At 66.3% G+C, this 24,558-nt stretch carries 26 protein-coding genes; 18 read left to right on the forward strand and 8 right to left on the reverse strand.

Going from position 1 to position 24,558, the window contains the following annotated elements; all coding sequences use genetic code 11:
• Positions 1-109: 109 nt before the first annotated feature.
• The 3 genes from BLS91_RS05935 to holA are packed head-to-tail and all read left to right on the forward strand — an operon-like array spanning position 110 to position 4,355.
• Positions 110-832, forward strand: coding sequence for a helix-hairpin-helix domain-containing protein (locus BLS91_RS05935; protein WP_092339794.1), 723 nt, complete (start codon positions 110-112; stop codon positions 830-832).
• Positions 829-3,261, forward strand: coding sequence for a ComEC/Rec2 family competence protein (locus tag BLS91_RS05940; RefSeq protein WP_092339795.1), 2,433 nt, complete (start codon positions 829-831; stop codon positions 3,259-3,261). Before BLS91_RS05935 ends, BLS91_RS05940 begins: the two co-directional genes overlap by 4 nt.
• A 38-nt stretch (positions 3,262-3,299) precedes the next feature.
• Positions 3,300-4,355, forward strand: coding sequence for a DNA polymerase III subunit delta (holA, locus tag BLS91_RS05945; protein ID WP_134505348.1), 1,056 nt, complete (start codon positions 3,300-3,302; stop codon positions 4,353-4,355).
• 15 nt (positions 4,356-4,370) lie between these two features.
• Here the strand turns inward: holA and BLS91_RS05950 are convergent, their stop codons facing one another.
• From BLS91_RS05950 to BLS91_RS05965, 4 genes are all read right to left on the reverse strand, one after another.
• Positions 4,371-5,000 (reverse strand): hypothetical protein, encoded by a 630-nt coding sequence (locus BLS91_RS05950; protein WP_092339796.1) that lies wholly within the window; start codon positions 4,998-5,000, stop codon positions 4,371-4,373.
• A 244-nt stretch (positions 5,001-5,244) separates the two neighbouring features.
• A complete protein-coding gene (gene rpsT / locus BLS91_RS05955; RefSeq protein WP_092339797.1) occupies positions 5,245-5,508 on the reverse strand; it encodes a 30S ribosomal protein S20 in 264 nt (87 codons plus the stop codon).
• A 258-nt stretch (positions 5,509-5,766) separates the two neighbouring features.
• On the reverse strand, positions 5,767-6,795 hold the full coding sequence (locus tag BLS91_RS05960; protein WP_092339798.1) for a S66 family peptidase: 1,029 nt from the start codon (positions 6,793-6,795) through the stop codon (positions 5,767-5,769).
• A gap of 60 nt (positions 6,796-6,855) precedes the next feature.
• Positions 6,856-7,584 (reverse strand): alpha/beta fold hydrolase, encoded by a 729-nt coding sequence (locus BLS91_RS05965; protein WP_092339799.1) that lies wholly within the window; start codon positions 7,582-7,584, stop codon positions 6,856-6,858.
• A 115-nt stretch (positions 7,585-7,699) separates the two neighbouring features.
• Between BLS91_RS05965 and BLS91_RS05970 the strand changes: the two genes are divergently transcribed.
• The 6 genes from BLS91_RS05970 (at position 7,700) to hemW (ending at position 13,191) form a co-directional block, all read left to right on the forward strand.
• Entirely contained in the window at positions 7,700-8,923 is a 1,224-nt protein-coding gene (locus BLS91_RS05970; RefSeq protein WP_092339800.1) for an amidohydrolase, read from the forward strand.
• A 63-nt stretch (positions 8,924-8,986) separates the two neighbouring features.
• On the forward strand, positions 8,987-9,109 hold the full coding sequence (locus tag BLS91_RS20935; RefSeq protein ID WP_255410058.1) for a hypothetical protein: 123 nt from the start codon (positions 8,987-8,989) through the stop codon (positions 9,107-9,109).
• Between the two features lie 7 nt (positions 9,110-9,116).
• Entirely contained in the window at positions 9,117-9,257 is a 141-nt protein-coding gene (locus BLS91_RS19895) for a YciI family protein (RefSeq protein ID WP_158252883.1), read from the forward strand.
• Positions 9,258-9,440: 183 nt separating this feature from the next.
• Positions 9,441-11,291, forward strand: coding sequence for a translation elongation factor 4 (gene lepA / locus BLS91_RS05975; protein WP_092339801.1), 1,851 nt, complete (start codon positions 9,441-9,443; stop codon positions 11,289-11,291).
• A 5-nt stretch (positions 11,292-11,296) separates the two neighbouring features.
• Complete coding sequence (locus BLS91_RS05980; protein WP_092339802.1) at positions 11,297-11,947, forward strand: DUF1990 family protein; 651 nt, start codon at positions 11,297-11,299, stop codon at positions 11,945-11,947.
• Between the two features lie 20 nt (positions 11,948-11,967).
• Complete coding sequence (gene hemW, locus BLS91_RS05985) at positions 11,968-13,191, forward strand: radical SAM family heme chaperone HemW (protein ID WP_092339803.1); 1,224 nt, start codon at positions 11,968-11,970, stop codon at positions 13,189-13,191.
• 22 nt (positions 13,192-13,213) lie between these two features.
• Here the strand turns inward: hemW and BLS91_RS05990 are convergent, their stop codons facing one another.
• Together BLS91_RS05990 and BLS91_RS05995 are read right to left on the reverse strand one after the other, a co-directional pair.
• On the reverse strand, positions 13,214-13,600 hold the full coding sequence (locus BLS91_RS05990; protein WP_233197512.1) for a DUF4870 domain-containing protein: 387 nt from the start codon (positions 13,598-13,600) through the stop codon (positions 13,214-13,216).
• A gap of 91 nt (positions 13,601-13,691) precedes the next feature.
• Positions 13,692-14,174, reverse strand: coding sequence for a DUF4870 domain-containing protein (locus BLS91_RS05995; RefSeq protein ID WP_092339804.1), 483 nt, complete (start codon positions 14,172-14,174; stop codon positions 13,692-13,694).
• A gap of 239 nt (positions 14,175-14,413) precedes the next feature.
• Here BLS91_RS05995 and hrcA point away from each other — a divergent pair, with 239 nt between their 5' ends.
• The 8 genes from hrcA (at position 14,414) to era (ending at position 21,508) form a co-directional block, all read left to right on the forward strand.
• Positions 14,414-15,433, forward strand: coding sequence for a heat-inducible transcriptional repressor HrcA (hrcA, locus tag BLS91_RS06000; protein ID WP_092339805.1), 1,020 nt, complete (start codon positions 14,414-14,416; stop codon positions 15,431-15,433).
• 66 nt (positions 15,434-15,499) lie between these two features.
• Complete coding sequence (gene dnaJ / locus BLS91_RS06005; protein WP_092339806.1) at positions 15,500-16,606, forward strand: molecular chaperone DnaJ; 1,107 nt, start codon at positions 15,500-15,502, stop codon at positions 16,604-16,606.
• Between the two features lies 1 nt (position 16,607).
• Positions 16,608-17,348: a 16S rRNA (uracil(1498)-N(3))-methyltransferase gene (locus BLS91_RS06010; RefSeq protein WP_092339807.1), complete on the forward strand. Its 741-nt coding sequence runs from the start codon at positions 16,608-16,610 to the stop codon at positions 17,346-17,348.
• A gap of 19 nt (positions 17,349-17,367) precedes the next feature.
• The gene (locus BLS91_RS06015) at positions 17,368-17,745 is read left to right on the forward strand and encodes an HIT domain-containing protein (RefSeq protein ID WP_092339808.1); all 378 of its coding nucleotides are present in this window, start codon (positions 17,368-17,370) and stop codon (positions 17,743-17,745) included.
• Positions 17,746-17,773: 28 nt separating this feature from the next.
• The gene (locus BLS91_RS06020; protein WP_092339882.1) at positions 17,774-18,787 is read left to right on the forward strand and encodes a PhoH family protein; all 1,014 of its coding nucleotides are present in this window, start codon (positions 17,774-17,776) and stop codon (positions 18,785-18,787) included.
• Entirely contained in the window at positions 18,784-19,248 is a 465-nt protein-coding gene (gene ybeY, locus BLS91_RS06025) for an rRNA maturation RNase YbeY (protein WP_092339809.1), read from the forward strand. Before BLS91_RS06020 ends, ybeY begins: the two co-directional genes overlap by 4 nt.
• Entirely contained in the window at positions 19,248-20,594 is a 1,347-nt protein-coding gene (locus tag BLS91_RS06030; RefSeq protein ID WP_092339810.1) for a hemolysin family protein, read from the forward strand. The genes ybeY and BLS91_RS06030 overlap by 1 nt, the downstream gene beginning before the upstream one ends.
• The gene (era, locus tag BLS91_RS06035; RefSeq protein WP_092339811.1) at positions 20,591-21,508 is read left to right on the forward strand and encodes a GTPase Era; all 918 of its coding nucleotides are present in this window, start codon (positions 20,591-20,593) and stop codon (positions 21,506-21,508) included. The genes BLS91_RS06030 and era overlap by 4 nt, the downstream gene beginning before the upstream one ends.
• Positions 21,509-21,643: 135 nt before the next feature.
• Here era and BLS91_RS06040 read toward each other — a convergent pair whose 3' ends face one another.
• On the reverse strand, positions 21,644-23,530 hold the full coding sequence (locus BLS91_RS06040; RefSeq protein WP_092339812.1) for an HNH endonuclease signature motif containing protein: 1,887 nt from the start codon (positions 23,528-23,530) through the stop codon (positions 21,644-21,646).
• A gap of 281 nt (positions 23,531-23,811) precedes the next feature.
• Here BLS91_RS06040 and BLS91_RS06045 point away from each other — a divergent pair, with 281 nt between their 5' ends.
• Complete coding sequence (locus BLS91_RS06045) at positions 23,812-24,105, forward strand: hypothetical protein (protein WP_092339813.1); 294 nt, start codon at positions 23,812-23,814, stop codon at positions 24,103-24,105.
• Positions 24,106-24,174: 69 nt separating this feature from the next.
• Here BLS91_RS06045 and BLS91_RS19555 read toward each other — a convergent pair whose 3' ends face one another.
• Positions 24,175-24,468: a GNAT family N-acetyltransferase gene (locus BLS91_RS19555; protein WP_134505347.1), complete on the reverse strand. Its 294-nt coding sequence runs from the start codon at positions 24,466-24,468 to the stop codon at positions 24,175-24,177.
• Between the last annotated feature and the right edge of the window lie 90 nt (positions 24,469-24,558).

Consider the following 24,558-nt stretch of genomic DNA (forward strand, 5'->3'; position numbering starts at 1 on the left):
TCCGGCCTGACCGGTCAGGGCCTTCTCCACAGGGCTGCCCTTGGCCGGGCTGTGCACAGATCGGGTGACCGGCGGCAAGTGGATTCTGCGCGCGGCCTAGCCTGCCATCATGCAGCCCGACCGTTCCCCCTTCGACCTGGAGCGCCTCGCCCCCGCTGCCCGCGGGCGCCCCCGCCTTCGGGTCGGCGTCGGTGCGGCCGTTGTGTTGCTGCTGCTCGCCCTCGTCGTGGCCGTCATCGTGTCGGCCATCGGCCAGCAGGCCGGTCAGCGCACGGTCGGTACGGGATCGGTATCGATTCCGTCGGGTTCGACCTCAACCTTTGCGCCGTTCGACGCGGGTGCGAGTCCGGCACCTACCGATACCGGCGCGGGCGCTGGCGGGGGCGGCGCCATCATTTTCGTGCACGTCCTCGGAGCAGTGGCCCAGCCCGGACTGTTCCAGCTGCACGATGGTGCCCGGGTGATGGATGCGATTGCCGCTGCCGGCGGTTTGACCGCCGAGGCCGATCCGGCCGGAGTGAACCTGGCCCGCATCGTCGGTGATGGCGAACAGTTCTACGTTCCCCGGCAGGGCGAGGTGCCACCGGCGCTCCCGGCGGCAGGCGGGACCGGAGGAGGCGGCGGGGGTGGTGCCCCAGCGGCCAAGGTGAACCTCAACACGGCCACGGTGGCCGACTTGGATTCCCTGCCCCGCATCGGCCCTACTATGGCGCAGCGCATCATCGACTACCGCACCAAGAACGGCCGGTTCGCCAGCGTCGATGGGCTCCGCGACGTCACCGGGATTGGTGACAAAACCTTCGAGGCTCTCAAAGACCTCATCACGGTATGAGCCTCGACCTGCGGCTGGCGGTTCCGGCCCTCGCCGTATGGCTGACGGCCGGCCTCCTGATTGGAACTCCCGAGGCGGTCGGGGTCGTTGCTGTGACGCTCTGGCTGCTCGCCGGCGGCTGCACCGCCCTACTCGTCCTCAGTCGGATGCCGCGGCGCGGCCAATGGCCGGGGGCGCCGCGGGCCGGGCGGTGGCAGACCCTCGGTGGCACCCTGGTGCTCTGCTGTACCGGCGCCGCGCTCGTGGCCACCGCCGTCGGTGTCTGGGCACCGGTGCGACTGCCATCCGAGGTGCGGGGCGCTGCCGAATCGCACGCGACGATCACGGCCACCATCACCGTGTGGTCAGTTCCGGTGGCGGCCAAGGCGTTCATCGGCAGCGGAACTTCGGGGCGGGTACGCTTTAAGGCCACGCTCACGCAGCTTGAGAGCCGGGGCGAGACCACGCCCGTCTCGAGCCCGGTCGTGGTCTTTGCCGAAGCGTCCCGGAGCGGGGCTGAACCAGAGATCGGTTCGAGCCTCGTGGTGCGCGGCACGCTGCGCACGACCGAACCGGGCGATGCCACGGTCGCCCTGCTGTTTGTGAACGAAACGGCGCGCGGTGTCGCCCCGCCGCCGTGGTGGTTGCAGTGGGCCAACGAGTTGCGGGCCCGGTTCAAGACAGCGGCGACGAGCCTCGCCGGCGACGGGGGAAACCTGCTGCCCGGCCTGGCTATCGGTGACACGAGCGCGGTCAGCCCCGGCCTGGATACCGCGATGAAAACCAGCTCACTCAGCCACCTCACCGCGGTATCCGGAGCTAATTGTGCCATCGTCATCGCCTCCATCATGCTGCTCGGTGGCTACCTCCGGCTGCGTCGTTCCTGGCGCATCGCATTGTCGCTGCTGACCCTGCTCGGTTTCACCATCCTGGTCACACCGGAGCCGAGCGTGCTGCGCTCGGCGGTCATGGCCACTCTCACCCTGGTCTCGATCGGTGCCGGTCGCCCAGGGCGCGGCCTGCCGACCTTGCTCGTCGTTGTCATCGCCCTGTTGGTGAGCGATCCGTGGCTGGCCCGCAACTACGGTTTCGCACTCTCGGTACTCGCAACGGCCGGGCTGTTACTCCTCGCCGGTCCCCTCGCACGCGTTCTGGCCCAGTGGATGCCGTCTGCACTCGCCGCGATCATCGCGATTCCCCTGGCCGCCCAACTGGCCTGCCAGCCCGTGCTGATTCTGCTGAACCCGAGCCTGCCGCTGTACGGAGTTCCTGCGAACATTCTCGCCGGTCCGGCCGCGCCGATTGCGACGGTGGTCGGGCTGATCGCCTGCCTGATGTTGCCGCTCCTGCCGGGCGTTGCCGCGGGCCTGCTCGCCGTGGCCTGGCTGCCGTCGGCCTGGATCGCCGCGGTCGCCCAGACGGTGTCGATGCTGCCCGGCACCCGGCTGCCCTGGCCCGGCGGTGCACCCGGCGTGCTGTTGCTCGCGGTCGTCACGGTGCTCACCCTCGTGGTCGTGCTGCGTGGCCGGGCCGCCACTCCGGCCCGCTGGCCGGCCGCGGTACTGGTCGTGCTACTCATCGGCCTGGGCGGTTACGCCGGGTCGCTCATCGGAACCGGCATCGGCCGTGTCGTCTCCTTCCCGCCCGACTGGCAGATCGCCGCCTGCGACATCGGCCAGGGTGACGCCGTCGTCGTGCGGGACGGCGATCAGTACGGACTCGTCGACGTCGGGCCGGACCCTAAACTACTTTCCGCCTGCCTCGGCACCCTCGGCATCAGTCGCATCAACCTACTCGTGCTCACTCACTACGACCTCGATCACATCGGCGGAGTCGACGCCGTGATCGGACGGGTGGACACCGCGCTGGTCGGCGTGCCGGAGAATGCCCAGGACGTAAGCCTGCACGAGCGGCTCGCCGCGGGCGGTGCCGCCGTTCGGCAGGCCGCGCGCGGCGATTCCGGTAACCTGGGCAGCCTCACCTGGAACATTCTCTGGCCTATTCGGGGAGCGACGACGATGCAGGTGGGCAACCCGGGAAGTGTCACGATCATGTTCGACGGGCGGGGCATCCGTTCTATCTTTCTCGGCGATCTCGGGCAGGAGGCGCAGGATGGCCTGCGTCGCGCATCATCGCCCGGCCGGGTCGATGTGGTGAAGGTCGCGCATCACGGCTCGGCCGATCAAAGCCCCGAACTGTATGCGGAGCTGCGGGCGCGGGTGGGGCTGATCTCGGTGGGGGTGAAGAACACCTATGGGCATCCGACCGAGAAACTGCTGAATATTCTCGCTTCGGTGGGCACGCTGTCGGTGCGCACCGATCGGGAGGGGATAGCGGTGGTCGCTCCGGGGCCGGGCGGCACGCTCGTGCTCTGGACCGAGAAGGTCGCCGACCATGGTCCGCCGGCGAACCCCACGCCGGCTGCCGAGAGCGTCGGTGGTGCGGGATAGGCTTGGTCGACAGCCGCACGAAACCCAAGGAGATCGCTTTGGCCGCACGACCCGCCACGACCGGTTCCCGGTCCGGAAAGGCTGCCCCGGCCCGCCCCAATAAGGGCACCGTCATTCCCCAGTTGGGCTGGCATCAGGTGCGTCCGGCACCGATCGTGCTCGTCTCCGGCACCGAAACGTTCCTCGCCGAGCGATCCATCCGCCAGCTGCGCGACTTTCTCAAGCTGGAAGACCCCAGCCTGGAAATCAGCGATGTGCAGGCCGACAGCTATGCGCCCGGTGAGCTGCTCACCCTGGCGAGCCCGTCGCTGTTCGGTGAGCCCCGCCTGATTCGGGTCAGCAACGTCGAGAAGTGCAGCGACACTTTTATGGCTGAAGCGCTCGACTACCTCGAGAACCCGGCCGACGACACCTATGTCGTGCTGCGGCACGGTGGGGGAGTGCGCGGCAAGAAGCTGCTCGATACCATTCGCAGCGGACTCGGCGGTGCCATCGAAATCGTCTGCACCGAGCTGAAGAAAGACACCGAGAAGTACGAATTCGCGACCAACGAGTTCAAGGCGGCGGGCAAGCGCGTCACGGCCAGCGCCCTGCGTCAGCTCGTCGCGGCCTTCTCCGACGACTTGGCCGAACTCTCGGCCGCCTGCCAGCAGCTCATTTCGGATGCGACCAGCGAGGTCACCGAGACCACGGTCGACCGGTACTACGGCGGTCGGGTAGAAACGAACGCCTTCAAGGTCGCCGACTGGGCCATTGCCGGTCGCAACGGTGAGGCGCTGGTCACCCTGCGGCACGCGCTGAGTTCCGGGGCGGATCCGGTACCGATCGTCGCGGCGTTCGCCATGAAGATCCGCACCATGGCCAAGGTATTCGGCGCCAGGGGCGGGTCGGCGCAGCTCGGCGCTCAGTTCGGCCTCGCTCCGTGGCAGGTGGAACGCGCGCAAAAAGACCTGCGCGGCTGGAGCGATGAGGGTCTGGCGCGCTGCATCCTCATGCTGGCCGAAACGGATGCCGCGGTGAAGGGTGCCGGGCGCGACCCGGTCTTCGCCCTCGAACGCCTGATCGGCGTCATCGCCCGTCGCGGCGAGGAGTAATCCGGTTCTTTTCCCTCAGCGGTCGTCGGCGTCCGCGACCGTGATGGTGGAGCGGTTCAGGTAGAGCCAGACTCCGTGCTGAAAGCTCGGGTTGCCACAGACCCGGCTGGCAACCCACACCGGCAGCAGGGTTGACGAACTGGCCAGATCGGTCGGTTTGGCCAGGGCCTCGAACGAGGACGGCAGGCTCGGGCAGTACTCCAGCTGCACCCGGCCGGTGACCTCGGAGAACTGCACCGAGACTGGTCGTTCGGCCGGGGGTGCCAGAATGCGCAGCGCCCCGAGTCCGGCAATCGCCATCACGGCAGCGATAGCGAACACGGCACCGAACCCCGACAGCGAGCGAATGCGTCGAATCGTTCGCGCTGCCCGGTCGACTTCCAAATCCGAGCTGATCGAGCGGGCAGTGGCAATCGATGCCGCAAGGTAGAACGTGATTCCAATAAGTAGAAGCGCGATCGAGGCCAGTGCGAGGAACAGCTGGGTGCGAGTAGCGCCGGAAACATCTTCGCCCGTGTTGAGTGCCAGCCACACGGCAACGGCGAGGGCGGCGGCGCAAAACAGCGCGGCCAGAAACCGAGCGTGTGCGCGTCGATGGGGGCCGCTGCTATCGGGGATCAAACTGGCCGGTGGGGTGCTCTTCACCGCGTCAGTCTAGTGGGGTCGCTCGCACCATCCCGCTCGCCGCCAGCAGGATCATTCGGGGTGTGTCGCACGAGCGCACAGCGGTCACCGGTCGGGTTCGTTCGGGTGCGGGTTGAACCGGCCGGGCTCGGCTGAGTGCAGAAAACCCCCGCCATGATGGCGGGGGTTTTCTGTGCGACGAGGGGCGGCATCCGCTCTGTGCGAGCCGACGCGGTTGCCGACGTGCGGGTGGAGCCAGAACGGATCAGACGAGTGCGGAAACGGCCTTCGCGATGGCCGACTTCTTGTTCGCAGCCTGGTTCTGGTGGATGACACCCTTGCTGACGGCCTTGTCGAGCTTCTTGGAAGCAAAGGCGAGACCGACGACGGCCTTATCCTTGTCGCCAGCGGCAATCGCGGTGCGAGTCGCGCGAATCGCGGACTTGAACTCGCTCTTAACGGCCTTGTTGCGCTCCTGGGCCTTCTTGTTGGTGCCAATTCGCTTGATCTGCGACTTGATATTTGCCACGTTTTTACGCTTTCGTTAGATTTTGTATGGACAGCCGCGAAAGCGGTAGAGGGCGCTCGAACGGCGAAAATCGTGCGGGGTGGGACCCAACACGCAAGCCAACCGCTAACGCTACCAGCAATCGTCCCGACCCCCAAACCGACTGCGCCTCCGCGCGCGAATACCTCGTGAGCGGATGACCGCCCCCGATATGGGTGCGCGCTACGCCGGCTTACCGTAGCGACTGCCCGTATCGGGCGCACCCATGCCGATGCCGCGCTACCGCAGGGACTGCTGCAGAAACTGCTCAGTCTCCGTGAAGACTAGCCGGCCAAGTGCTCCGTTGACGATGGGCAATTGCGGCGGGACGTGCCCGCATTCGACGTTTCCGATGATGGGAAGACCGAGCGTACCCAGGGCGTCCAGCACGGCCTCCAACTGCGTCAGCGTGGGGGAGTCCTTCGCTCCGGTCCGGCCCACGAGCACGGCGGCCGCTCCGTCGAAGAAGCCGGCCAGTCGCATCCCGTGCAGGTATCGGCAGATGGCGGTCGCCTCGTCACCGGCGGCCTCGATGTAGACGAGGGTGGCGATATCCGTTTCTCCGCGCAAGGGGGACATGTCGGCGTAGCGCGTTCCGGCGAGGTTGGCCATCGTTTCGATGCAGCCGCCGATCAATCGCCCGGTTACATCGACGGGGCCGGTGCCAGCGTCGAGGCGCGCCCACCGGCCGCGGCCGTTCCAGGCCTGCTCGGTGACGTCAGGGTCGGCAGACCAATCATCCCGGTCGTTCAGGCGGTGTACATTCGGCGACGACTGGTGAAAGGACGCGCCAACGGGCTGTCGTGCGATCTCGAGCCAGTGCACCAGGGACGCCGGTGTCGCATAGGGCGTATCCATGAGGTTGCTGCCGTGCATGGTGGCCATTCCGGTGAGGAGCGTGATCGGCGTGAGCAGCGTGGAGATGTCCGAATAGCCGACGATCCAGGTTGGATCAGCGGCGGCGATGGCATCGAAATCCAGGTGCGCGATGAGATCGATCGCCGTCTCGCCGCCCCAGGGCGGCACGATAGCGCGCACTCGTGGGTCGAGGAGCATCCGCATGAACTCGGCGGCGCGCTGCTCCACCGGCGCGCTGATATGGGTCGCGCCGTCCAGACACTCACCGACATCAACCTGGAATCCCTGGTCCTTCAACCCCTGAATCGCGAAGTCCAGCCGCGCCCGAAGCCGTTCGGGGACACCGCTCGACGGCGCCGTAACTCCGATCAGGTCGCCGGCAACGAGTGGTCGGGGATAGCGGATGTCCATCACTCGATAGTCGCAGGTCGGCCCGCCCCACGTCCACCACTGCGAGCGGATGCCGCAGCCTCAGTCCGCCCGCCACACTTGCTCGGCGACCCGCAGCAGGATCGCCGTGAACCGCTCCGGCTGGGCCAGGCTCGACAGGTGCGTCGCCCCCGGCACCACAACGACCTCCCCGTTTCGGCAGGCCGCGAGAAAGCGCCGTTCGTTCAGCCGAAAATGATCGAGGGCACCGTTGACCAGCCAGATCGGGCCCGGATACGCCGCCAGGCTCGTCAGAGGAGTCAGCGTCGAGGTCGCGCGCAGCCCGGCATCCATTACGTCGAGCGCCGCTCCGCCGGCGAGTACATCGCGCGCGCCCGCCGCGGGCAGAAGCCGGCGCGCCATGGTTTCGTGCAGCCACAGCCCTCGATCGGGCAGGCGATGAATTGAACGGGCCAGCAGTCGATACCCCTCAAGCAGCGGGCCTTTCGGAACGGCGCTGCAACCGGCGGCGACGAGTCCGGCCACGCGGTCGGGGTGTCGGGCAGCGTAAGCCACGGCGTAATAACCGCCGAGCGACAGTCCCACGAGCAGCACCCGGCCACCGAGCGCCTCCACCCCGGCGTCGATGGCGGCGAGCGCGGCCGACACTGTGAAGGGCTCATTCATGCGCTGCCCGTGACCGGGCAAATCGATCGCCAGCACCGGATACCCGGCTGCCCGCAGCTTGTGCTCCTGAAAACGCCACATCGTGGCCGACGCGCGAATGCCGTGCACGAGCAGAACCGGCACGCGGGCCTCGGGAATCTCCATAGCGTGAGCCTAGTCAGCCGCGGCCACAGTCGGCTGCGCACCGCCGGGCCGCAGGACGCCTGGCGATCCTCTATCGGGCCCCCGGGCTTCCGAGCACCATGTTTAGGGTAGAACCATGACTATTACTCCCGCGTCCACCCTGACCGCCATCATCAACGCCCACGTCGTACCGGTTGTCGGCGACCCCATCCCGAACGGCACGGTGCTGATTGAGAACGGCAAGATCACCGCGATCGGCGCCGACCTGACCGTTCCGCCCGCCGCGCGAATCATCGACGCGACCGGCAAATGGGTGCTTCCCGGCTTCATCGAAGCGCATGGGCACGTTGGTATCCACGAAGAGGCAAATGGATGGGCCGGCGATGACACCAACGAGATGACCGGCCCGAATATGGCCGCGGTTCGCGCCATCGACGCCATCAACATTGACGACGAAGGTTTTCGTGACGCACTCTCCGGCGGAGTCACCACGGTCGTCGTCAAGCCCGGCTCCGGCAACCCGATCGGCGGCCAGTCGGTCGCGATCAAGAGCTGGGGCGGTCGCACCATTGACGAGCAGGTGATCAGCGACTCGGTAAGCATCAAGAGCGCCCTCGGCGAGAACCCGAAGCGGGTCTACGGCGACAAGAAGCAGACCCCGAGCACCCGCCTCGGCGTGAGCCTGATCATTCGGCAGGCCTTCGTCGACGCCCAGAACTATGTGACGGCGCGCGATGCCGCCGCCGAGAAGGGCGACACCTTCACCCGCGACCTCGGCAAGGAGGCCCTCGCCCGGGTGCTCTCCGGCGAACTGGCCTGGGACCAGCACGTGCACCGCCACGACGACATTGTCACGGCCATCCGTTTGGCCGAAGAATTCGGCTACCGCCTCGTGATCAATCACGGCACCGAGGGCCACAAGATCGCCGACGTGCTGGCCGAGAAGAAGATTCCGGTCATCTTCGGACCCATGCTCACCGCGCGTACCAAGGTGGAACTCCGCGACAGGGCGATCGGCAACCTCGCCGTGCTCGCCGCCGCCGGCGTGCTCGTCGCCATCACGACCGACCACCCCGTCGTTCCGGTGAACTTTCTCGTGCACCAGGCGTCCCTCGCAGTGAAGGAGGGACTGCCGGTGCAGACCGCGCTCGAGGCTCTCACCGTCAACCCGGCCGTCATCCTCGGGCTCGACAGCCGGGTCGGCTCCCTCAGCGTCGGCCTCGACGCCGACGTCGTGATCTGGTCGGGCGACCCGCTCGACCTCGGTTCGCGCGCCGAACTCGTGCTCATTGCCGGCACCCCGGTCTACCGCTACAGCGACGGCTTCGGCCAGGTCGTCGAGCGAGCCAACCGCGCCTAATTTTTCTTGAGCAGGAGTGTCGATTCCGGCCTGTCTCGATCGTCATGTCGGTGTCACTATCAAATGATCAGAAGGGAAACCACCCTGCAGTGTTCATTGCTCGTCCTGAGCCAGGAAGCCGGCGACGCCCAGGTTGACGAAGCGGCCATGGAATGGGGTCGCAAGGCCTTTGACGCCTACGCGTAGTCACTCGATGCCCGACCTCGACGCCGCCATCGGCTGGGCGCGGCAGTGTTCGGCGGCCCTCTACGGCGTCGTCGAGATTCGCCCGTCGGCGGTCATCTTCCGGGATGGACAATGGCAGACCCCGGGCAGCGAAACGGCCCAGGCCTGACCAGCAGAACGGATGCCGGGGCGCGGGCCGAGCAGGTGGCCCGCGCCCCGGCGAGCATCAGCTTGCGGTCGGTGACGGCCGGGTGGACGAACGGGCCGGTGTCAGTCGTTCCGGTAGATCTCCGATCGGTGACCGAGCGCAGAGACGGTACAACCGCTCCGAGCATGGGACAATGGACGAACTATGTCACCGAGAGCCCTTCACGCGCTGGAACCGGCCGCCACGGCCCCCGAGTTCATCCGCAACTTCTGCATCATCGCCCACATCGACCATGGCAAGTCGACGCTCGCCGACCGCATGCTGCAGATCACCGGCGTCGTCGACGAGCGTTCCATGCGGGCCCAGTACCTGGACCGCATGGATATCGAGCGTGAACGCGGCATCACCATCAAGAGCCAGGCCGTGCGCATGCCGTGGGAGCTGGACGGCGTTACCTACGCGCTGAACATGATCGACACCCCCGGTCACGTCGACTTCACCTACGAGGTCTCCCGCAGTCTCGCCGCCTGCGAGGGCGCCATTCTGCTGGTTGACGCGGCCCAGGGCATCGAAGCCCAAACCCTCGCCAACCTTTACCTCGCCCTCGAGAACGACCTCACGATCATTCCCGTGCTCAACAAGATCGACCTGCCGGCCGCCGACCCCGAGAAGTACGCCCGCGAACTCGCGAGCCTCATCGGCGGGCGCCCGGAAGACGTGTTGCGCGTCTCCGGTAAGACCGGCGCCGGCGTCGAGGAACTGCTCGACCTCGCCACCACCATGATTCCGGCGCCGAAAGGCAACCCGGATGCCGCCGCCCGCGCCATGATCTTCGACTCGGTCTACGACAGCTACCGCGGCGTCGTCACCTACGTGCGCATGATTGACGGGCACCTGAAGGCCCACGAAAAAATTCAGATGATGTCGACCAAGGCGACCCACGAGATCCTCGAGATCGGCGTCATCTCGCCGGAACCGGTGGAGAGCAAGGGCCTGCGCGTCGGCGAGGTCGGCTACCTGATCACCGGCGTGAAAGACGTGCGCCAGTCCAAGGTCGGCGACACCATCACGACCGCCGTGCGCCCCGCCACCGACGCCCTGCCCGGCTACGACGAACCTCAGCCCATGGTGTTCTCCGGCCTGTACCCGATCGACGGCAGTGACTACCCGGCGTTGCGCGAGGCCCTCGACAAGCTCAAGCTGTCTGACGCCAGTCTCGGGTACGAGCCGGAGACATCCGTTGCGCTCGGTTTCGGTTTTCGCTGCGGGTTTCTCGGACTGCTGCACCTGGAAATCATCACCGAGCGTCTCGAACGCGAATTCAACATCGACCTCATCACGACCGCGCCGAGCGTGCCCTACGAGGTCACCACCGACGACAAGCGCACCATCACGGTGACCAACCCGAGCGAATACCCCACCGGCAAGATCGCCAAGGTGCTCGAACCCATGGTGAAGGCGGCCATTCTCGCGCCGAAAGACTACGTCGGCGTCATCATGGAACTGTGTCAGAGTCGCCGCGGCACCCTGCTCGGCATGGAATACCTCGGCGAAGACCGGGTCGAGATTCGCTATTCGATGCCGCTCGGTGAGATCGTGTTCGACTTCTTCGACATGCTCAAGGGCCGCACCGCCGGCTACGCCTCGCTCGACTATGAGCCCTCCGGCGAGCAGGAAGCCGACCTGGTGAAGGTCGATATTCTGCTGCAGGGCGAGCAGGTCGACGCCTTCAGTGCCATCGTGCACCGCGACAAGGCCTACGCCTACGGAGCGCTCATGACCGGGCGCCTGCGCAAGCTTATTCCGCGCCAGCAGTTCGAGGTGCCCATCCAGGCCGCGATCGGTGCCCACATCATCGCCCGTGAAAGCATCTCGGCGATGCGCAAGGACGTGCTCGCCAAGTGCTACGGCGGTGACATCTCGCGCAAGCGCAAGCTGCTCGAGAAGCAGAAAGAGGGCAAGAAGCGCATGAAAATGGTCGGCCGGGTTGAAGTTCCCCAGGAAGCCTTCATCGCCGCTCTGAGCGGCGATATCGAGACCAAAGACAAGAAGTAGAGCGGATGCGCAGAACCACCTTCACCGACGCCGCCGTCAGCTACGCTGCCATCGGCGGCACGCTCGCGCCCGACCTGATGAGCTATCCGCCGAGAGGCTACCGCCCGATGGAGCAGAGCGTGAAGCTCGGCAGCTCCCAGGATCGGTTCGAGGCCGCGACCAAGTTGCTGATGACCTGGGGAATCCAGCGGGGCAGCGGCATGGAGGTGACCGACCTCGAAAACGGCACCGGCGTGCAGTACACGCCGGTGACCTTTGGGCCCGACGGCGCCCCGGCGGTCGGCCAGCAGCATCCGGTCAACGAAGCGACCTTTGCCGATGACGGCACCCCGTACATCGCCAACGGCATGACGGCGACGCTGAAAATGAAGGTGTGGCTGTTCCGCGTCACCGCGCCGGTCCGCGTCGTCTACGTGATCGACGAGGCGGCCCGCATCGGGTTCGCCTACGGCACCATGGCCGGTCACCCGGAAAGCGGCGAGGAATCCTTCATCGTCGAGCACCGGGAAGACGACTCGGTCTGGCTGACCATTCGCTCGTTCTCGCGGGCCAGCACCTGGTATTACCGGCTGGCCTGGCCGGTGCTGCGCTTTCAGCAGGCCAAATTCACCCGGCTCTACCTGCGGGCGTTGCACCCCGTTGGCGCCATCAAATAGAACGTACTGGAGCACCACCCATGGCCGGACCCCACCCCGTCGGCGATCCCGCACCCGACGATGGCCTCCTTCCAGCGTCGGCGGCCGTTGACGCCTTCGTGCGCGATTTCGGCGTGTACCTGCACGTGCCGTTCTGCCGAGTGCGCTGCGGCTACTGCGACTTCAACACCTACACCGCGACCGAACTGCGCGGCGTCAAGCAGAGCGACTACGCCAGCCAGGCCGTGCTCGAGGTCGAAGCGGCCGGGCGCATCCTGACCGCATCGGGCGTTCCCAAACGCTCCGTCGCCACCGTGTTCTTCGGCGGAGGTACGCCAACGCTGCTGCCGGTGACCGACCTCGCGAAGATGCTCAGTGCAGTGCGCGACCTGTGGGGCCTGGCCGCCGGGGCCGAAGTCACCACCGAGGCCAACCCCGACTCGGTCGACGCCGCCTACCTCGGTGCCCTCGCCGATGCCGGATTCACCAGGGTGTCCTTCGGCATGCAGTCGGCTGTGCCGCACGTGCTCGCGACGCTCGAGCGCACCCACGATCCCGAGAGGGTTCCGCTCGTGGTCGAGTGGGCCCGGGCCGCCGGGCTCGATGTGAGCCTTGACCTCATCTACGGCACGCCGGGGGAGTCGCTGGCCGACTGGCGCGCCAGCCTCGAGCAGGCGCTCAGCCTGCACCCAGACCACCTGAGCGCGTATTCGCTCATCGTCGAAGACGGCACCAAGCTGGCTCGGCAGATTCGCCGCGGCGAGATCGCGCCGACCGACGACGACCAGCAGGCCGACTTCTACGAACTGGCCGACGAGCTTCTCGCCGCCGCCGGGTACGACTGGTACGAGGTCAGCAACTGGGCCACGAGCGACGCGCACCGCTCCCGCCACAACCTCGCCTACTGGACCGGCCAGGACTGGTGGGGCGTCGGCCCCGGCGCACACAGCCACGTCGGCGGGGTGCGCTGGTGGAACGTGAAGCATCCGGCCGCCTATTCCGAACGGATGCTCGGCGGCCTGTCCCCGGCCGCCGGCCGCGAGACGCTCGACGCGCCCACCCGCGAGCTCGAACGCATCCTGCTGCAGAGCCGCATCCGCACCGGAATTCCGGTGGCGTCGCTGTCTGCTGCGGGCCGGATCGAGGTGGCCAGCCTTATCGCCGACGAACTCATCAACGCGAAAGCGGCCCTCGCCGGGACCATCGAACTGACCCTGCGCGGACGGCTGCTGGCCGACGCCGTGGTGCGGCGGCTGAGCGACTAGAGCTGAGCGACTAAAGCGGGGCTTAGCTGACGAACTTGATCGTGAGTGGGTAGGTGTAACCCTGTCCACGGTTCGCGGCCAGCGCCGCCAGAATCATGAACACGACAGCCACGATCGCGAGCGGTATGTAGAGAATGCCGCCGATGCCGATCGTGACAATCGTGATCGGAACGAGTACCGCCACGTAAATCAAGAGGGAGATCTGAAAGTTCAGGGCGGTCGCGGTGTGCGCGCGGATGAACGGTCCGCGATCTCGCAGCATGAGGTAGCCGATGAGGGCCGGCACGAAACCCAGGGCTGCCGCGCTGAAGATAATCCCACCGACGTGGATCAGCGTCGCCCACAACTTCTCGTCCGCGGGGCTCATCGGGGTGGCGGGGGTGGACTGGTACGGATTCTGCTCAGACATGAGGGCCTCTCGCTGTACGGCCGGTCACTGGCACGGCGGTGCCAGTGACCTCCAGACTAATCGCCCCGCCGCCGGTCGGAGCCAGGAGGCGCTACTTGATCAGGCGCAGCGCGAACGGGTACCGGTAGTTCTTTCCGTCCTTGGCCTGTACAAATCCCATGATCGAGAAGATGACCCCGGCCAGCCAGACGATCCAGCCCAGGCCCGCGAGCAGCCCGCCAATGCCGAACGTGACCAGGGCGAGGAAGGTCGACACCACGGTGATCGCGACATAGGCGATCAGCAGGGTGATCTGAAAGTTCAGTGCCTCCTTCGCCTCGGTGTTGGTGAAGCGCCCTCGGTCCTTGAAGACCAGCCAAATGATCAGGGACGGAAGAAAACTCAGGATGCCGCCGAGGTGTGCCAGCGAAGCCCACTGGCGATCGTCGGCCTCCGAGAGCGGGGCCGCCACGACCGGCGTGGAATAGGGACTTGCACCGGGCTGGCTGTTCGGCGGTTGGCCATATTGCGGCTGGCCGACGTTGGGCTCACGGTAGTTGGAATCACCGGGAGGTTGTGCCTGTGGATCGCTCATGATCGTGCCTTTCGCTCAAAGAGGTGGGAGCGTATACCGGTAATTAAACGCTCACTTCGGGGTACTGGCAATGGGTGTACTCAGCCGGAACCCGGCCGGTCGCGATAGGATTGGCAGTCAGTGGATGCGAGTGCCAACGGCGTGCCAGCAAACCTGCGTTCCAGGGTGCCCAGGGCGCGCGAGGTGAGCGGCATCCGTTGGGCCGAAGCTCTACCTCAAGAATCAGGAAGGCGGGTGCAATGGTTTCCGACCGTGGCCTCGATGTTCTGCGCGTGATCGTGCAGGACTACGTTGCCTCCCGTGAACCCGTCGGCTCCAAATCCATCGTGGACCGGCACTCCTTCGGCGTCTCCGCCGCCACCATTCGCAACGATATGGCCCTGCTCGAAGAAGAAGAGCTCATCGCGGCACCGCACACTTCCTCCGGTCGTATACCCACCGACAAGGGGTACCGCGTTTTCGTCGACCACCTCGCTGATCTGCGTCCACTCACCCCGGCACAGCGTCAGGCCATCGAAACGTTCCTCGGCCACTCCGCCGACCTCGACGAGGTGCTCGTGCGCAGTGTGCGGCTGCTCTCGCAGCTGACCCACCAGGTTGCGCTCGTGCAATACCCCTCTCTGTCGCGCGCCAAGGTTCGCCACATCGAGTTCGTACCGCTGACCGAAACCCGCATCCTGTCGGTACTGATCACCGATTCCGGTGGCGTCGAACAGCGCGTGATCGATCTGCCGCGCGCGCTCGACGAGCAGACACTCGGCGAGGTGCGTGCCCGTCTCAATGTTGCCGTGGTCGGGCTCGGCATGGCCGAGGCATCCGCTGCCCTCGCCGCCAGCGTCTGGCCGGGGTCACCAGCGTTGCAGCCGATCGTCGACCTCATCACGAGCACCCTCGCCGACCAAGTCGGTTCCAACCGGCAGGACAAGCTCGTCATGGCTGGTGCGGCCAACCTCGTTCGCACCGAAGAGGACTTCTCGGGCAGCATCTACCCGGTGCTCGAGGCCATCGAAGAGCAGGTGGTGCTGTTGCGCCTGTTCGGCGAGATGGAGACCGACCAGCACGGCGTATCGGTGAGTATCGGCCGCGAGAACGCGGCCTTCGGGCTACCGGAGGCGAGCGTGCTGACCAGCGGCTATACGGCCAACGGCAACCTGGCCCGTCTGGGCGTGCTCGGGCCGACTCGCATGGACTATTCCAACAACATGGCGGCGGTGCGCGCCGTCGCACGTTACCTGTCTCGCCTGCTCGGCGAGACCTAGAGCTTGGGCCGCCCGGCGGCCTCTTCATCATTTCGAACAACCATCACAACTCAAGGAGAGCCACCTTTGGCTGACCACTACGAAGCGCTGGGCGTTGACCGCGACGCGACCACCGATCAAATCAAGAAGGCGTACCGTCGCCTGGCCCGCGAACTGCACCCCGACGTGAACCCCGGCGCCGAGGCGTCGGAACGGTTCAAGAGCATCACGCACGCCTACGACGTGCTGAGTGACGCGAAACAGCGCCAGAAGTACGACCAGGGCGGCGGCCAGAACGGCGGCTTCGACGGGCAGAACTTCGGCAACTTCGGTGACATCTTTGAGACCTTCTTCGGTGGGGGAGGCGGCAGCAGCCGCGGCCCGCGCTCCCGCCGCGAACGCGGCCAGGATGCACTCATTCGGGTCGAGCTCGACCTCGACGAGGTCATCTTCGGCACGCACCGCGACCTCGAGGTCGACACCGCGATCGTCTGCGACACCTGCAAGGGCTCGTGCTGCGCGCCCGGCACGTCACCGATCACCTGTGATATCTGCCACGGCACCGGGAGCATCCAGCGCGCAGTGCGCTCCCTGCTCGGTAACGTCATGACGTCGAGCCCGTGCGGATCCTGCCGCGGCTACGGCACCATCATCGCCACGCCGTGCATGACCTGTTCCGGCCAGGGCCGCGTGCGCGCCCGCCGCACGGTTCCGGTCGACATCCCGGCCGGCGTTGACACCGGCCTGCGCCTGCAGATGCCCGGGAGCGGTGAGGCCGGCCCGGCGGCCGGCCCGAACGGCGACCTCTACCTCGAGATGAAGGTGCGCCACCACGACGTGTTCAGCCGTGATGGCGACGACCTGATGTGCTCGCTCGACGTGCCAATGACCAGTGCCATTCTCGGCACGAGCGTCACCGTGAAGGCCCTCGACGGTGACATCGAGGTGGAGATTCGCCCCGGTTCGCAAAGCTCAGAGGTACTCACTATCAAGGACCGCGGCATCACCAAGCTGCGCGGCAGCGGTCGTGGCGACCTCAAGATCGGCATCCACGTACTCACGCCGACCAAGCTCGACCACAAGGAACGCGACCTGATCGAACAGTTCGCCGCCCGGTATTCAGCCCCCGCACCCACCCTGAGCCAGTACCAGCAGGGTTTGTTCGCCAAGCTGCGCGACCGGTTCCTCGGCTAACGTGGCACATTTCTACCTGCAGGAAACGCTCCGGGCGGCGCAGTGTCGCCCGGGGCAGGTCGTTTCTGTCGACGGCGCCGAAGCACGGCACGCGGTCACGGTCAGCCGGGTTCGTCCAGGGGACCGGCTCCGCCTGGGTAATGGGGCCGGGTTGTTGCTTGAGGGAACGGTGCTGACGGCGGACGCCGCGGTGTTGACCCTGCGCGTCGACGAGGCGAGCGAGACGGCGGCGACGACGCCGCGCATCCGCTTGGTGCAGGCCCTGGCCAAGGGCGACCGTGACGAACTGGCCATTCAGGCCGCCACCGAACTCGGCGTCGACGGCGTCATTCCCTGGGCCGCCGCGCGCTCCATCACCAAGTGGGAGGGCGCCAAAGTCGCCAAGGGCCACGACCGTTGGAGCACGATCGTGCGCGAGGCCAGCAAACAGTCGATTCGCGCCTGGCTGCCGAGCGTCGCGCCGCTCGCCAGCACCAAACAGCTGGCCCTGCTGGCCGTCACGACACGGATGCTGCTTCTCGACCCGACCGCGACCGGTCGCCTCACCGAGGTCGCCCCGCCCACCGACGACCGCGACATTCTGCTCGTCGTCGGCCCCGAGGGCGGAATTTCCCCGGCCGAACTGCTCCTGCTGGAGCAGGCCGGCGCCACCCAGGTGCGCCTTGGCGACACCGTGCTGCGCACGTCGACCGCCGGACCAGCCGCTCTCGCCATCCTCAACGCGACGCTCGGCCGCTGGTAGCGCCGCTTAAGATAGAGGCATGTCTTCTTCCGGTTCCCAGCCGTCCATTTTCAGCCGCATCATCGCGCGTGAGATTCCGGCGACGATTGTCGCCGAGACCGAGCACATCATCGCGTTCCTCGACATCGCCCCGAAAGCACCGGTGCACGTCGTCGTCACCACCAAAGACCCGCAGTACCAGAACGTGGTCGAGCTCGCCGCCGGAAACTCGGCCCTGCTCGCTGAACTCGTGGCCGTGGCCGAGCAGATCGCCGCGGAGCGCACCAACGGGCAGTTCCGTCTCGTCTTCAACACCGGTGCGGCCGCCGGCCAGACCGTCTTTCACGTGCACGCTCACGTCATGGGCAGCCCGGAACTGACCGACCATCTCGGGGAGGACTCGCTTGGCACACTCTGAATTGCGTTTCACCGTCGATGGCGTCGCCATGGTGCGCCTGCTCGGCCCTGAAGACCGCTTCCTGAGCACCATCGAGGCCGAGTACCCCAACGTTGACGTGCACGTGCGCGGCAACGACGTCACCCTGGGCGGCTCAGCCGATGATGTGGAAGCCGTGCGCCGCCTGATCGAGGAACTGCAACGTGCCCTTCGCGCCGGCCACGACCTCGGCGAAACCGAGGTCGCCACCTCGGCACGGATGCTTGCCGCCGACAGCTCCGTGAGCCCCTCCGCCCAGCTCGGTGCCCCCATCCTCACGGCGCGCAACAAGAGCATTCGGGCTAAATCGATCGGCCAGAAGGATTACGTCGACGCCATCGACGAGAACACCATCGTGTTCGGTATCGGCCCGGCCGGAACCGGCAAGACCTACCTCGCCATGGCGAAGGCGGTGCGCGCCCTGCAAAATAAGGAGGTCGAGCGCATCATTTTGACCCGGCCCGCCGTCGAGGCCGGCGAACGGCTCGGTTTTCTGCCCGGCACCCTGACCGACAAAATCGACCCCTACCTGCGGCCGCTCTACGACGCGCTCGGTGAGATGCTCGACCCCGAACTCATCCCGAAGCTGCTCGCCGCCGGAACCATCGAGGTCGCACCGCTCGCCTACATGCGCGGGCGTACCCTCAACGCAAGCTTCGTCGTGCTCGACGAAGCCCAGAACACAACGCCGGAGCAGATGAAGATGTTCCTGACCCGGCTCGGCTTCGGTTCGAAGATGGTCATCACCGGCGACGTCACCCAGATCGACCTGCCGGCCGGCACGAGCGGTCTCAAACTGGTCACCCGCGTTCTCGACGGGATCGACGACATCCACTTCGCCTATTTGAGCAGCGCCGACGTGGTGCGTCACTCGCTCGTCGGCCGCATTGTCGACGCCTACACCGAGTACGACGAGAAAAAGCAGGCCCTCCGCCAGGAGAGCGCCGAAGCGCGTGAATTTGTTAATCGCGGTCCCCAGCGCGCCAGCGCCGCCGGTCGCAACCCGAAACGGAGTTCCAGTTGAGCATCGAAATCAACAACGAGTCGGCCATCCCGGTCGATGAGGCGGCCATCCAGCGCCTCGCTGCCTTCGCGCTCGACACCATGCACGTGCACGCCGACGCCGAACTCGCCATCGTGCTCGTGGATGAGGGCGCGATGGAACAACTGCACGTGCAGTGGATGGACGAGCCCGGCCCCACCGACGTGCTGAGCTTTCCCATGGACGAACTTCGCCCCGGAACCGAGGAACAGGAGACCCCGCCGGGTCTGCTCGGCGATATCGTGCTCTGCCCGCAGGTCGCCAAGGAACAGGCGGAAACCGCCGGCCACAGCACCCTCGACGAGCTGCTGTTGCTGACCACCCACGGCGTGCTGCACCTGCTCGGCTTCGACCACGCCGAACCCGACGAAGAAAAGGAAATGTTCGGCATTCAACGCGACATTCTCATCGGCTTCGCCATGCAGGAACGACAACGCCACTGATGCTCCACGTGTGGTTTATTTATGCGGCGGTCATCCTGGTGGTGTTCGCCGGGCTCATGGCCGCCGTTGATGCCGCGATCACGACCCAGTCCCGGGCCGACATCGCGAGCCTGGTGGCGAATCATCGCGCCAAACGGTCGCTCCAGGCCATCGCCGACGACACCGGCGCGCACCTGAACGCGATCAACTTCATTCGGATCACCGCCGAGACCACCGCGGCCGTGCTGGTGACGCTGGTCTTTGCAACCACGATCGATGCCCTCTGGCTGGCACTTCTGCTGTCCGCGCTCATCATGACCTCGGTTTCGTTCGTGTTGGTCGGGGCGAGCCCGCGCAGCGTGGGCCGCGCGCATCCGGTTAATTTGCTGACCGCGACCGCACTGCTCGTGCACGTCGCCCGCGTGCTGCTCGGACCCGTAGCCAATGCCCTTGTCGCCCTCGGCAACCGGGTCACACCTGGGCGTACCAAACTGGCCACCTTCACCTCCGAAGACCAGCTGCTCAGCATGGTCGACGAGGCTACCGAGTTGGACGTGATCGAGGAAGATGACCGCGAGCTCATCCACTCCATCTTCGAATTCAGCGAGACGGTCGTGCGTGAGGTGATGATTCCGCGTACCGACATGATCACCATCGACGCCGACGCCACCATCGACGCGGCCATGGGCCTATTCCTGAGCAGCGGCACTTCGCGGGTGCCCGTGCTGGACGGCGAGGTCGACGACGTTGCCGGCATCCTGTACCTGCGTGACGTGGCACGGCTGGTGTTCGAGCGGCCGATCAACGCGCTGCAGCTCACCGTGGCCGACCTGGCCAGGCCGGCCGTGTTCGTGCCCGAGTCGAAGAAGGCCGACGACATGCTGCGACAGATGCAGCTGGAGTCCAACCACCTGGCCATGGTCGTCGACGAGTACGGCGGAATCGCCGGCCTGGTCACCCTCGAAGACCTGATCGAGGAGCTCGTCGGCGATATCTCCGACGAGTACGACCGTGACGTGGTCGAGGTCGAAGACCTCGGCGACGGCCATTTTCGGGTGAGCGCCCGACTGCCGGTCGACGAACTGGGTGAGCTGTTCGACCTGGAACTCGACGACGACGACGTCGACTCGGTGGGCGGCCTGCTGGCCAAAGCCCTCGGGCGATTGCCCGTGGCCGGCTCGGTCGCGTCGGTCAGTGGACTCAATCTCACCGCTGAACGCACCGAAGGCCGGCGCAGACGCATCAGCACCGTGCTGGTGGAACGCGATGAAGCTTTGATTGATGCGCAGACCGCATTCCTCACGGTACCGACTGCTAACACCAGCAGCACAAGCACAGCGTCTGATGATGAAGGAGAAAGGTCATGACCGAAGCTACACCGGCACACCCTGCCGATTACCGAGCGGGATTCGTCTCGTTTGTGGGACGCCCCAACGTGGGTAAGTCCACCCTGACGAACGCGCTGGTGGGGGAGAAGGTCGCGATCACGTCGTCGAAGCCGCAGACCACCCGCCGGGCCATCCGCGGCATCGTGCACCAGAAGAACGGCCAGCTTATTCTGGTGGATACCCCCGGCATCCACCGCCCGCGCACCCTGCTCGGTGAGCGCCTCAACAGCCTCGTCACCGCCACCCTGGCCGGCGTCGACGTGATCGGCCTGTGCATCCCGGCCAACGAGCCGATCGGCCCGGGCGATAAGTTCATCAATGAACAACTGGATGCCTTCCCGCGGGCCAAAAAGGTCGCCATCGTCACAAAGATTGATGCGTCCTCCAAGACCAACGTCGCCAATCAGCTGCTCGCTGTTTCACAGTTGCGGGACTGGGAGGCGATCGTGCCGATCTCCTCGACCAGCCGGATCCAGCTGGATACCCTCGCCACCGAGCTGCTGCGTCTGCTGCCACACGCGGATGCCCCCCTCTACCCGGCCGACACTGTCACCGACGAGACCCTCGAGTCCCGCATCTCTGAATTCATCCGCGAGGCCGCCCTCGAGGGCGTCACCGACGAGCTGCCGCACTCTATCGCCGTCACCATCGATGACATCATCGAGCGCGACGACCAGGAACTGGTCGAGATCTACGCCAACCTGTTCGTCGAGCGCGACAGCCAGAAGGGCATCATCATTGGCAAGTCGGGCAGCCGGCTCAAGGATGTCGGTACCCGCGCCCGCAAGCAGATCGAACCGCTCGTCGGCAAGCGTGTGTTTCTCTCGTTGCGGGTGAAGATCGCCAAGGAATGGCAGCGCGACCCGAAGCAGCTCGGCCGCCTCGGCTTCTAACAGCTCTTCGGTAGCCGTCAGTACCGCGCTGGTCGAGGCGCGAGGAACGAGTGATCGAGACCGCACCCACCCGCGTCATGCCCGGCTGGCAGCGGCACCAGTGGCAGGATGCCGGGCATCGGACACCGTGAAAGTTCAGTTTCGGTCGTCGTCGTGCGGACGGCCGGGTGTCGGGTCGTCTCCGTTTCGTTGGGCGAGTTGGGCGAGACCGCCATCCCGTGACGGGTGGCTGTCTGCGGTGTCTGCCCCGGGGGGCGTCGGTAGAAGCTGGTCGAGCCGGAGGTGTTCGGCCATGAGTGGATTCTTGCTGGGTAGGGCGATCAGCGTTTGTTCGGGGTCGATTTCGATCGGGGGTTGTAGCCAGTACTGGTCGTTCTGGAGATGGATCGTCCAGTGTCGGTTGTGCAGCAGCATGTGATGGTGTGCACACAGTGAGATGGCGAAATTGATGTTGGAAGGTCCCTGATCAGACCACATTTTTATATGGTGAGCTTCTGTCCACGATGGTGGTTGGTCGCAGCCGGGCCAGCGGCATCCGCCGTCGCGCGCGGCGAGGGCTCGGCGTTGTTCACGGTTGAAGAGACGTTCGTCTCGTCCGACGTTGAGGGGTTGCCCGGACTGACTGAACAGGATTCCGAGGTATCCGGTGTCGCAGAGGTGCCGGTCGATCGTCTCCGCGGACACCGGAGCGGGGTTGCCTTCGAGGTAGCCGAAGGCTGATGTGGCGCTTCGGCTCCCGGAAGTGCCGCTCTGCGTCGTGCCGCTTTTCGTGGTTTCAGCCGCGGGGGTCGGGCCAGCCGCAGGGGCCGGGGCAGTGCGGGCCGGGCCAGCTGTCGGGCCGGCTGCCGGGCCGGCTGTCGGTGCCGCCGTTGTGTCGGCTGCTGGGTCAGCAATGGTGGTGGGGCGGTCGGGTTCGGTGACGATGATCTGCACGACCGGGCGGCGTCCGCCAAACATGGTGTTCGGGTCGGCGTCGGCGCCGAGTTTGAGCAGTTGGGTGAAGGAATCCGCGGCGATTTGGTCGAGGGTGCGCGGGTCGTCCTTGACGCGCTGTGCCCAGGCGGCGCGTTCGGGGTCGACGAACCGCACGCCGCCGCGTCGCGGGCTGGTCAGGGCGTCGTAGGTTGCCATCCACATTTCGCCCTGCTCGGGTGCCAACAGGGCGTGCAGGGTCACCATGCCGTCGGCTCGCCGCCACAACGACCAGGTCGTGTCGTCGCGGGCCTGCTTTTCCCTGGCCTGGATGCCTGCGGCGTCGAGGTCGTCGCGCATACGCCGCGCCCGCTTGTAGGCCTGCTCGGTGTGCATGCCTGGTACCTCGACCAGCAACACTCGGAGAGCGGCGGCGAGTTTCTCGGCTGTGATGGCCTGATCCAGTGTGCCCAGACCTCGCAGCAGGGCGTCGCCGACGCCGGGCGAGAATGTGCCGGCGGTGACAGCGTGCAGAATCGGTGCCTGCCACGGCACCACCACCGGCTCCACCGGATCCACGGTTGCCATGGGTAGTACCGGGCGGGGCGCGGCCACGGGCAGTGGCGGCAAGTCGGGGTGCAGCGTCGCCCACGCCGCCGCGCGCTCCGCCTCTCGAACGGCGTCCAGCTCGGCGGCGCGCTCGGCGTCCGCGAGGGCGTCGGCGGTCGCCTGCGCGACCCGCTCGACTTCCCGAGCGGCTTCTTCCGCCCGCCGTTCCGCGGTTTCGGTTTCGTTCATGAGGACGCCGACGGCCAGCAGTCGGCCGGCCTCCATACGGCTGAGTCCGGTGGCGTCTTGCACCATCAGCGTCGGGGTGCTAAACCCGTGCCGAGCGGCCAGGCCCGACTGGCCCAACTCCGGGCGGGACCGGTGCGCGATCGTGCCGGCCAGAAGGGCCGCCGCCGTGTTGCTCAGTCGCAGGAGGTCGGCGATCGGACCGCGAGCGGCGAGTACCTGCGCATCTGTCAGGGTGCTGAACTGAGCGCTGGAACTACCGAGCGCGGCGACGGCCGCTGCTGCCCGGGCGAGCTCCATCGCCATGATGTTCATGATTCAACTCAACACCCGACCACCGACATTCCCGAGGAAAAATCACGCCTATATGCCCGAAATCGACCGAATCCGGCAAAGAATACCCAAAGAAATGTTTTGAGAGCCGGCACGTCCCCGGCGAGGGCCGTAATGGAAGCTCCCGCACCGGCCTGCTGCATGAAAGTAGGCACCCGAGATCGCTATTGCACGGTCGTCCGTGACACGTTGAGACGGCGGGCGACGTCCGGGTTGCAGTAGCCTGCGAGGGCGGGCACGATCGATCTGGGGGGATAAACGTGATGGCACGGAAGCTTTTCGGCGATATGTCGCCCGTCACGTATCGAAGCCCATTGCGCAAGTTGCTCATGCTGCGTCAGCTGAGAAATCTGCTGCGCGCCGCCACGGCGATGATCCTGGTCGAGGCTATTGCAACAGCGGTGGCCGCCACGTTGGCGAGCGCTGTCGTCGGGCGAACCGTCGCGCAGAGCGGAGGCACGGACCCGGCCGTAGTCGTTTTGATGTTGACCGTCATGGGCGCGGCTTCGGTGGTCTGGCTTGCTCGCCGCGCTGTGGCGACCGACGCAGCACCCTGATCGCGACTTCGTCGCAGCCGCGATCCTATCCACGCGTTGCTGACGGCTCCGCCGGCGACCAGGAGCCTCTTAGTCGCTGGTCGTACTTTTCACGCGCCAGGCCGTGCGTTCGACGATGGTGAATCCCAATCTGGCCAGGTTTCGAACGCTCGGTGATCTGGGAGCCGCGGTGGCCGCAGCCAGCGGACAGCCGAGAGCTCTTGCGACGCGGATTCGGTGCCCGAGGAGGGCGCTTTGGGCTCCAGCGCCTCGTGCTGCAGGGAGTGTGGACGCCCCGCCGAGCACCGCGACGGCATTCTGCACGGACATGGCCGCAGCGGCGAGGGGCTCGCCGTTACGAAAAGCGATGAATGCTCGAACCATCGGAAGGGCGTGTTCCGTTCGGATCAGCGATCGCACGTTGTCCGTTGCCGCGTACCCAGCGTCGAGTAGGTCCGCGAAGAGTGCTGCATC

It is taken from the genome of Cryobacterium flavum, assembly GCF_900103805.1.
GTDB lineage: Bacteria > Actinomycetota > Actinomycetes > Actinomycetales > Microbacteriaceae > Cryobacterium > Cryobacterium flavum.

Excerpts from the sequence above, each read along its gene's own strand:
- BLS91_RS06045 (WP_092339813.1), top strand. The coding sequence starts at position 23,812 with ATGGCACGGAAGCTTTTCGGCGATATGTCGCCCGTCACGTATCGAAGC.
- BLS91_RS20935 (WP_255410058.1), top strand. The coding sequence starts at position 8,987 with ATGATCAGAAGGGAAACCACCCTGCAGTGTTCATTGCTCGTCCTGAGC.
- BLS91_RS06015 (WP_092339808.1), top strand. The coding sequence starts at position 17,368 with ATGTCTTCTTCCGGTTCCCAGCCGTCCATTTTCAGCCGCATCATCGCG.
- BLS91_RS19895 (WP_158252883.1), top strand. The coding sequence starts at position 9,117 with ATGCCCGACCTCGACGCCGCCATCGGCTGGGCGCGGCAGTGTTCGGCG.
- BLS91_RS05940 (WP_092339795.1), top strand. The coding sequence starts at position 829 with ATGAGCCTCGACCTGCGGCTGGCGGTTCCGGCCCTCGCCGTATGGCTG.
- BLS91_RS05995 (WP_092339804.1), bottom strand. The coding sequence starts at position 14,174 with ATGAGCGATCCACAGGCACAACCTCCCGGTGATTCCAACTACCGTGAG.
- hemW (WP_092339803.1), top strand. The coding sequence starts at position 11,968 with ATGGCCGGACCCCACCCCGTCGGCGATCCCGCACCCGACGATGGCCTC.
- hrcA (WP_092339805.1), top strand. The coding sequence starts at position 14,414 with ATGGTTTCCGACCGTGGCCTCGATGTTCTGCGCGTGATCGTGCAGGAC.
- BLS91_RS05935 (WP_092339794.1), top strand. The coding sequence starts at position 110 with ATGCAGCCCGACCGTTCCCCCTTCGACCTGGAGCGCCTCGCCCCCGCT.
- BLS91_RS05970 (WP_092339800.1), top strand. The coding sequence starts at position 7,700 with ATGACTATTACTCCCGCGTCCACCCTGACCGCCATCATCAACGCCCAC.
- BLS91_RS19555 (WP_134505347.1), bottom strand. The coding sequence starts at position 24,468 with ATGGTTCGAGCATTCATCGCTTTTCGTAACGGCGAGCCCCTCGCCGCT.
- lepA (WP_092339801.1), top strand. The coding sequence starts at position 9,441 with ATGTCACCGAGAGCCCTTCACGCGCTGGAACCGGCCGCCACGGCCCCC.
- BLS91_RS06030 (WP_092339810.1), top strand. The coding sequence starts at position 19,248 with ATGCTCCACGTGTGGTTTATTTATGCGGCGGTCATCCTGGTGGTGTTC.
- BLS91_RS06040 (WP_092339812.1), bottom strand. The coding sequence starts at position 23,530 with ATGAACATCATGGCGATGGAGCTCGCCCGGGCAGCAGCGGCCGTCGCC.
- era (WP_092339811.1), top strand. The coding sequence starts at position 20,591 with ATGACCGAAGCTACACCGGCACACCCTGCCGATTACCGAGCGGGATTC.
- BLS91_RS05980 (WP_092339802.1), top strand. The coding sequence starts at position 11,297 with ATGCGCAGAACCACCTTCACCGACGCCGCCGTCAGCTACGCTGCCATC.
- BLS91_RS05990 (WP_233197512.1), bottom strand. The coding sequence starts at position 13,600 with ATGTCTGAGCAGAATCCGTACCAGTCCACCCCCGCCACCCCGATGAGC.
- BLS91_RS06020 (WP_092339882.1), top strand. The coding sequence starts at position 17,774 with ATGGTGCGCCTGCTCGGCCCTGAAGACCGCTTCCTGAGCACCATCGAG.
- BLS91_RS05965 (WP_092339799.1), bottom strand. The coding sequence starts at position 7,584 with ATGGAGATTCCCGAGGCCCGCGTGCCGGTTCTGCTCGTGCACGGCATT.
- BLS91_RS05960 (WP_092339798.1), bottom strand. The coding sequence starts at position 6,795 with ATGGACATCCGCTATCCCCGACCACTCGTTGCCGGCGACCTGATCGGA.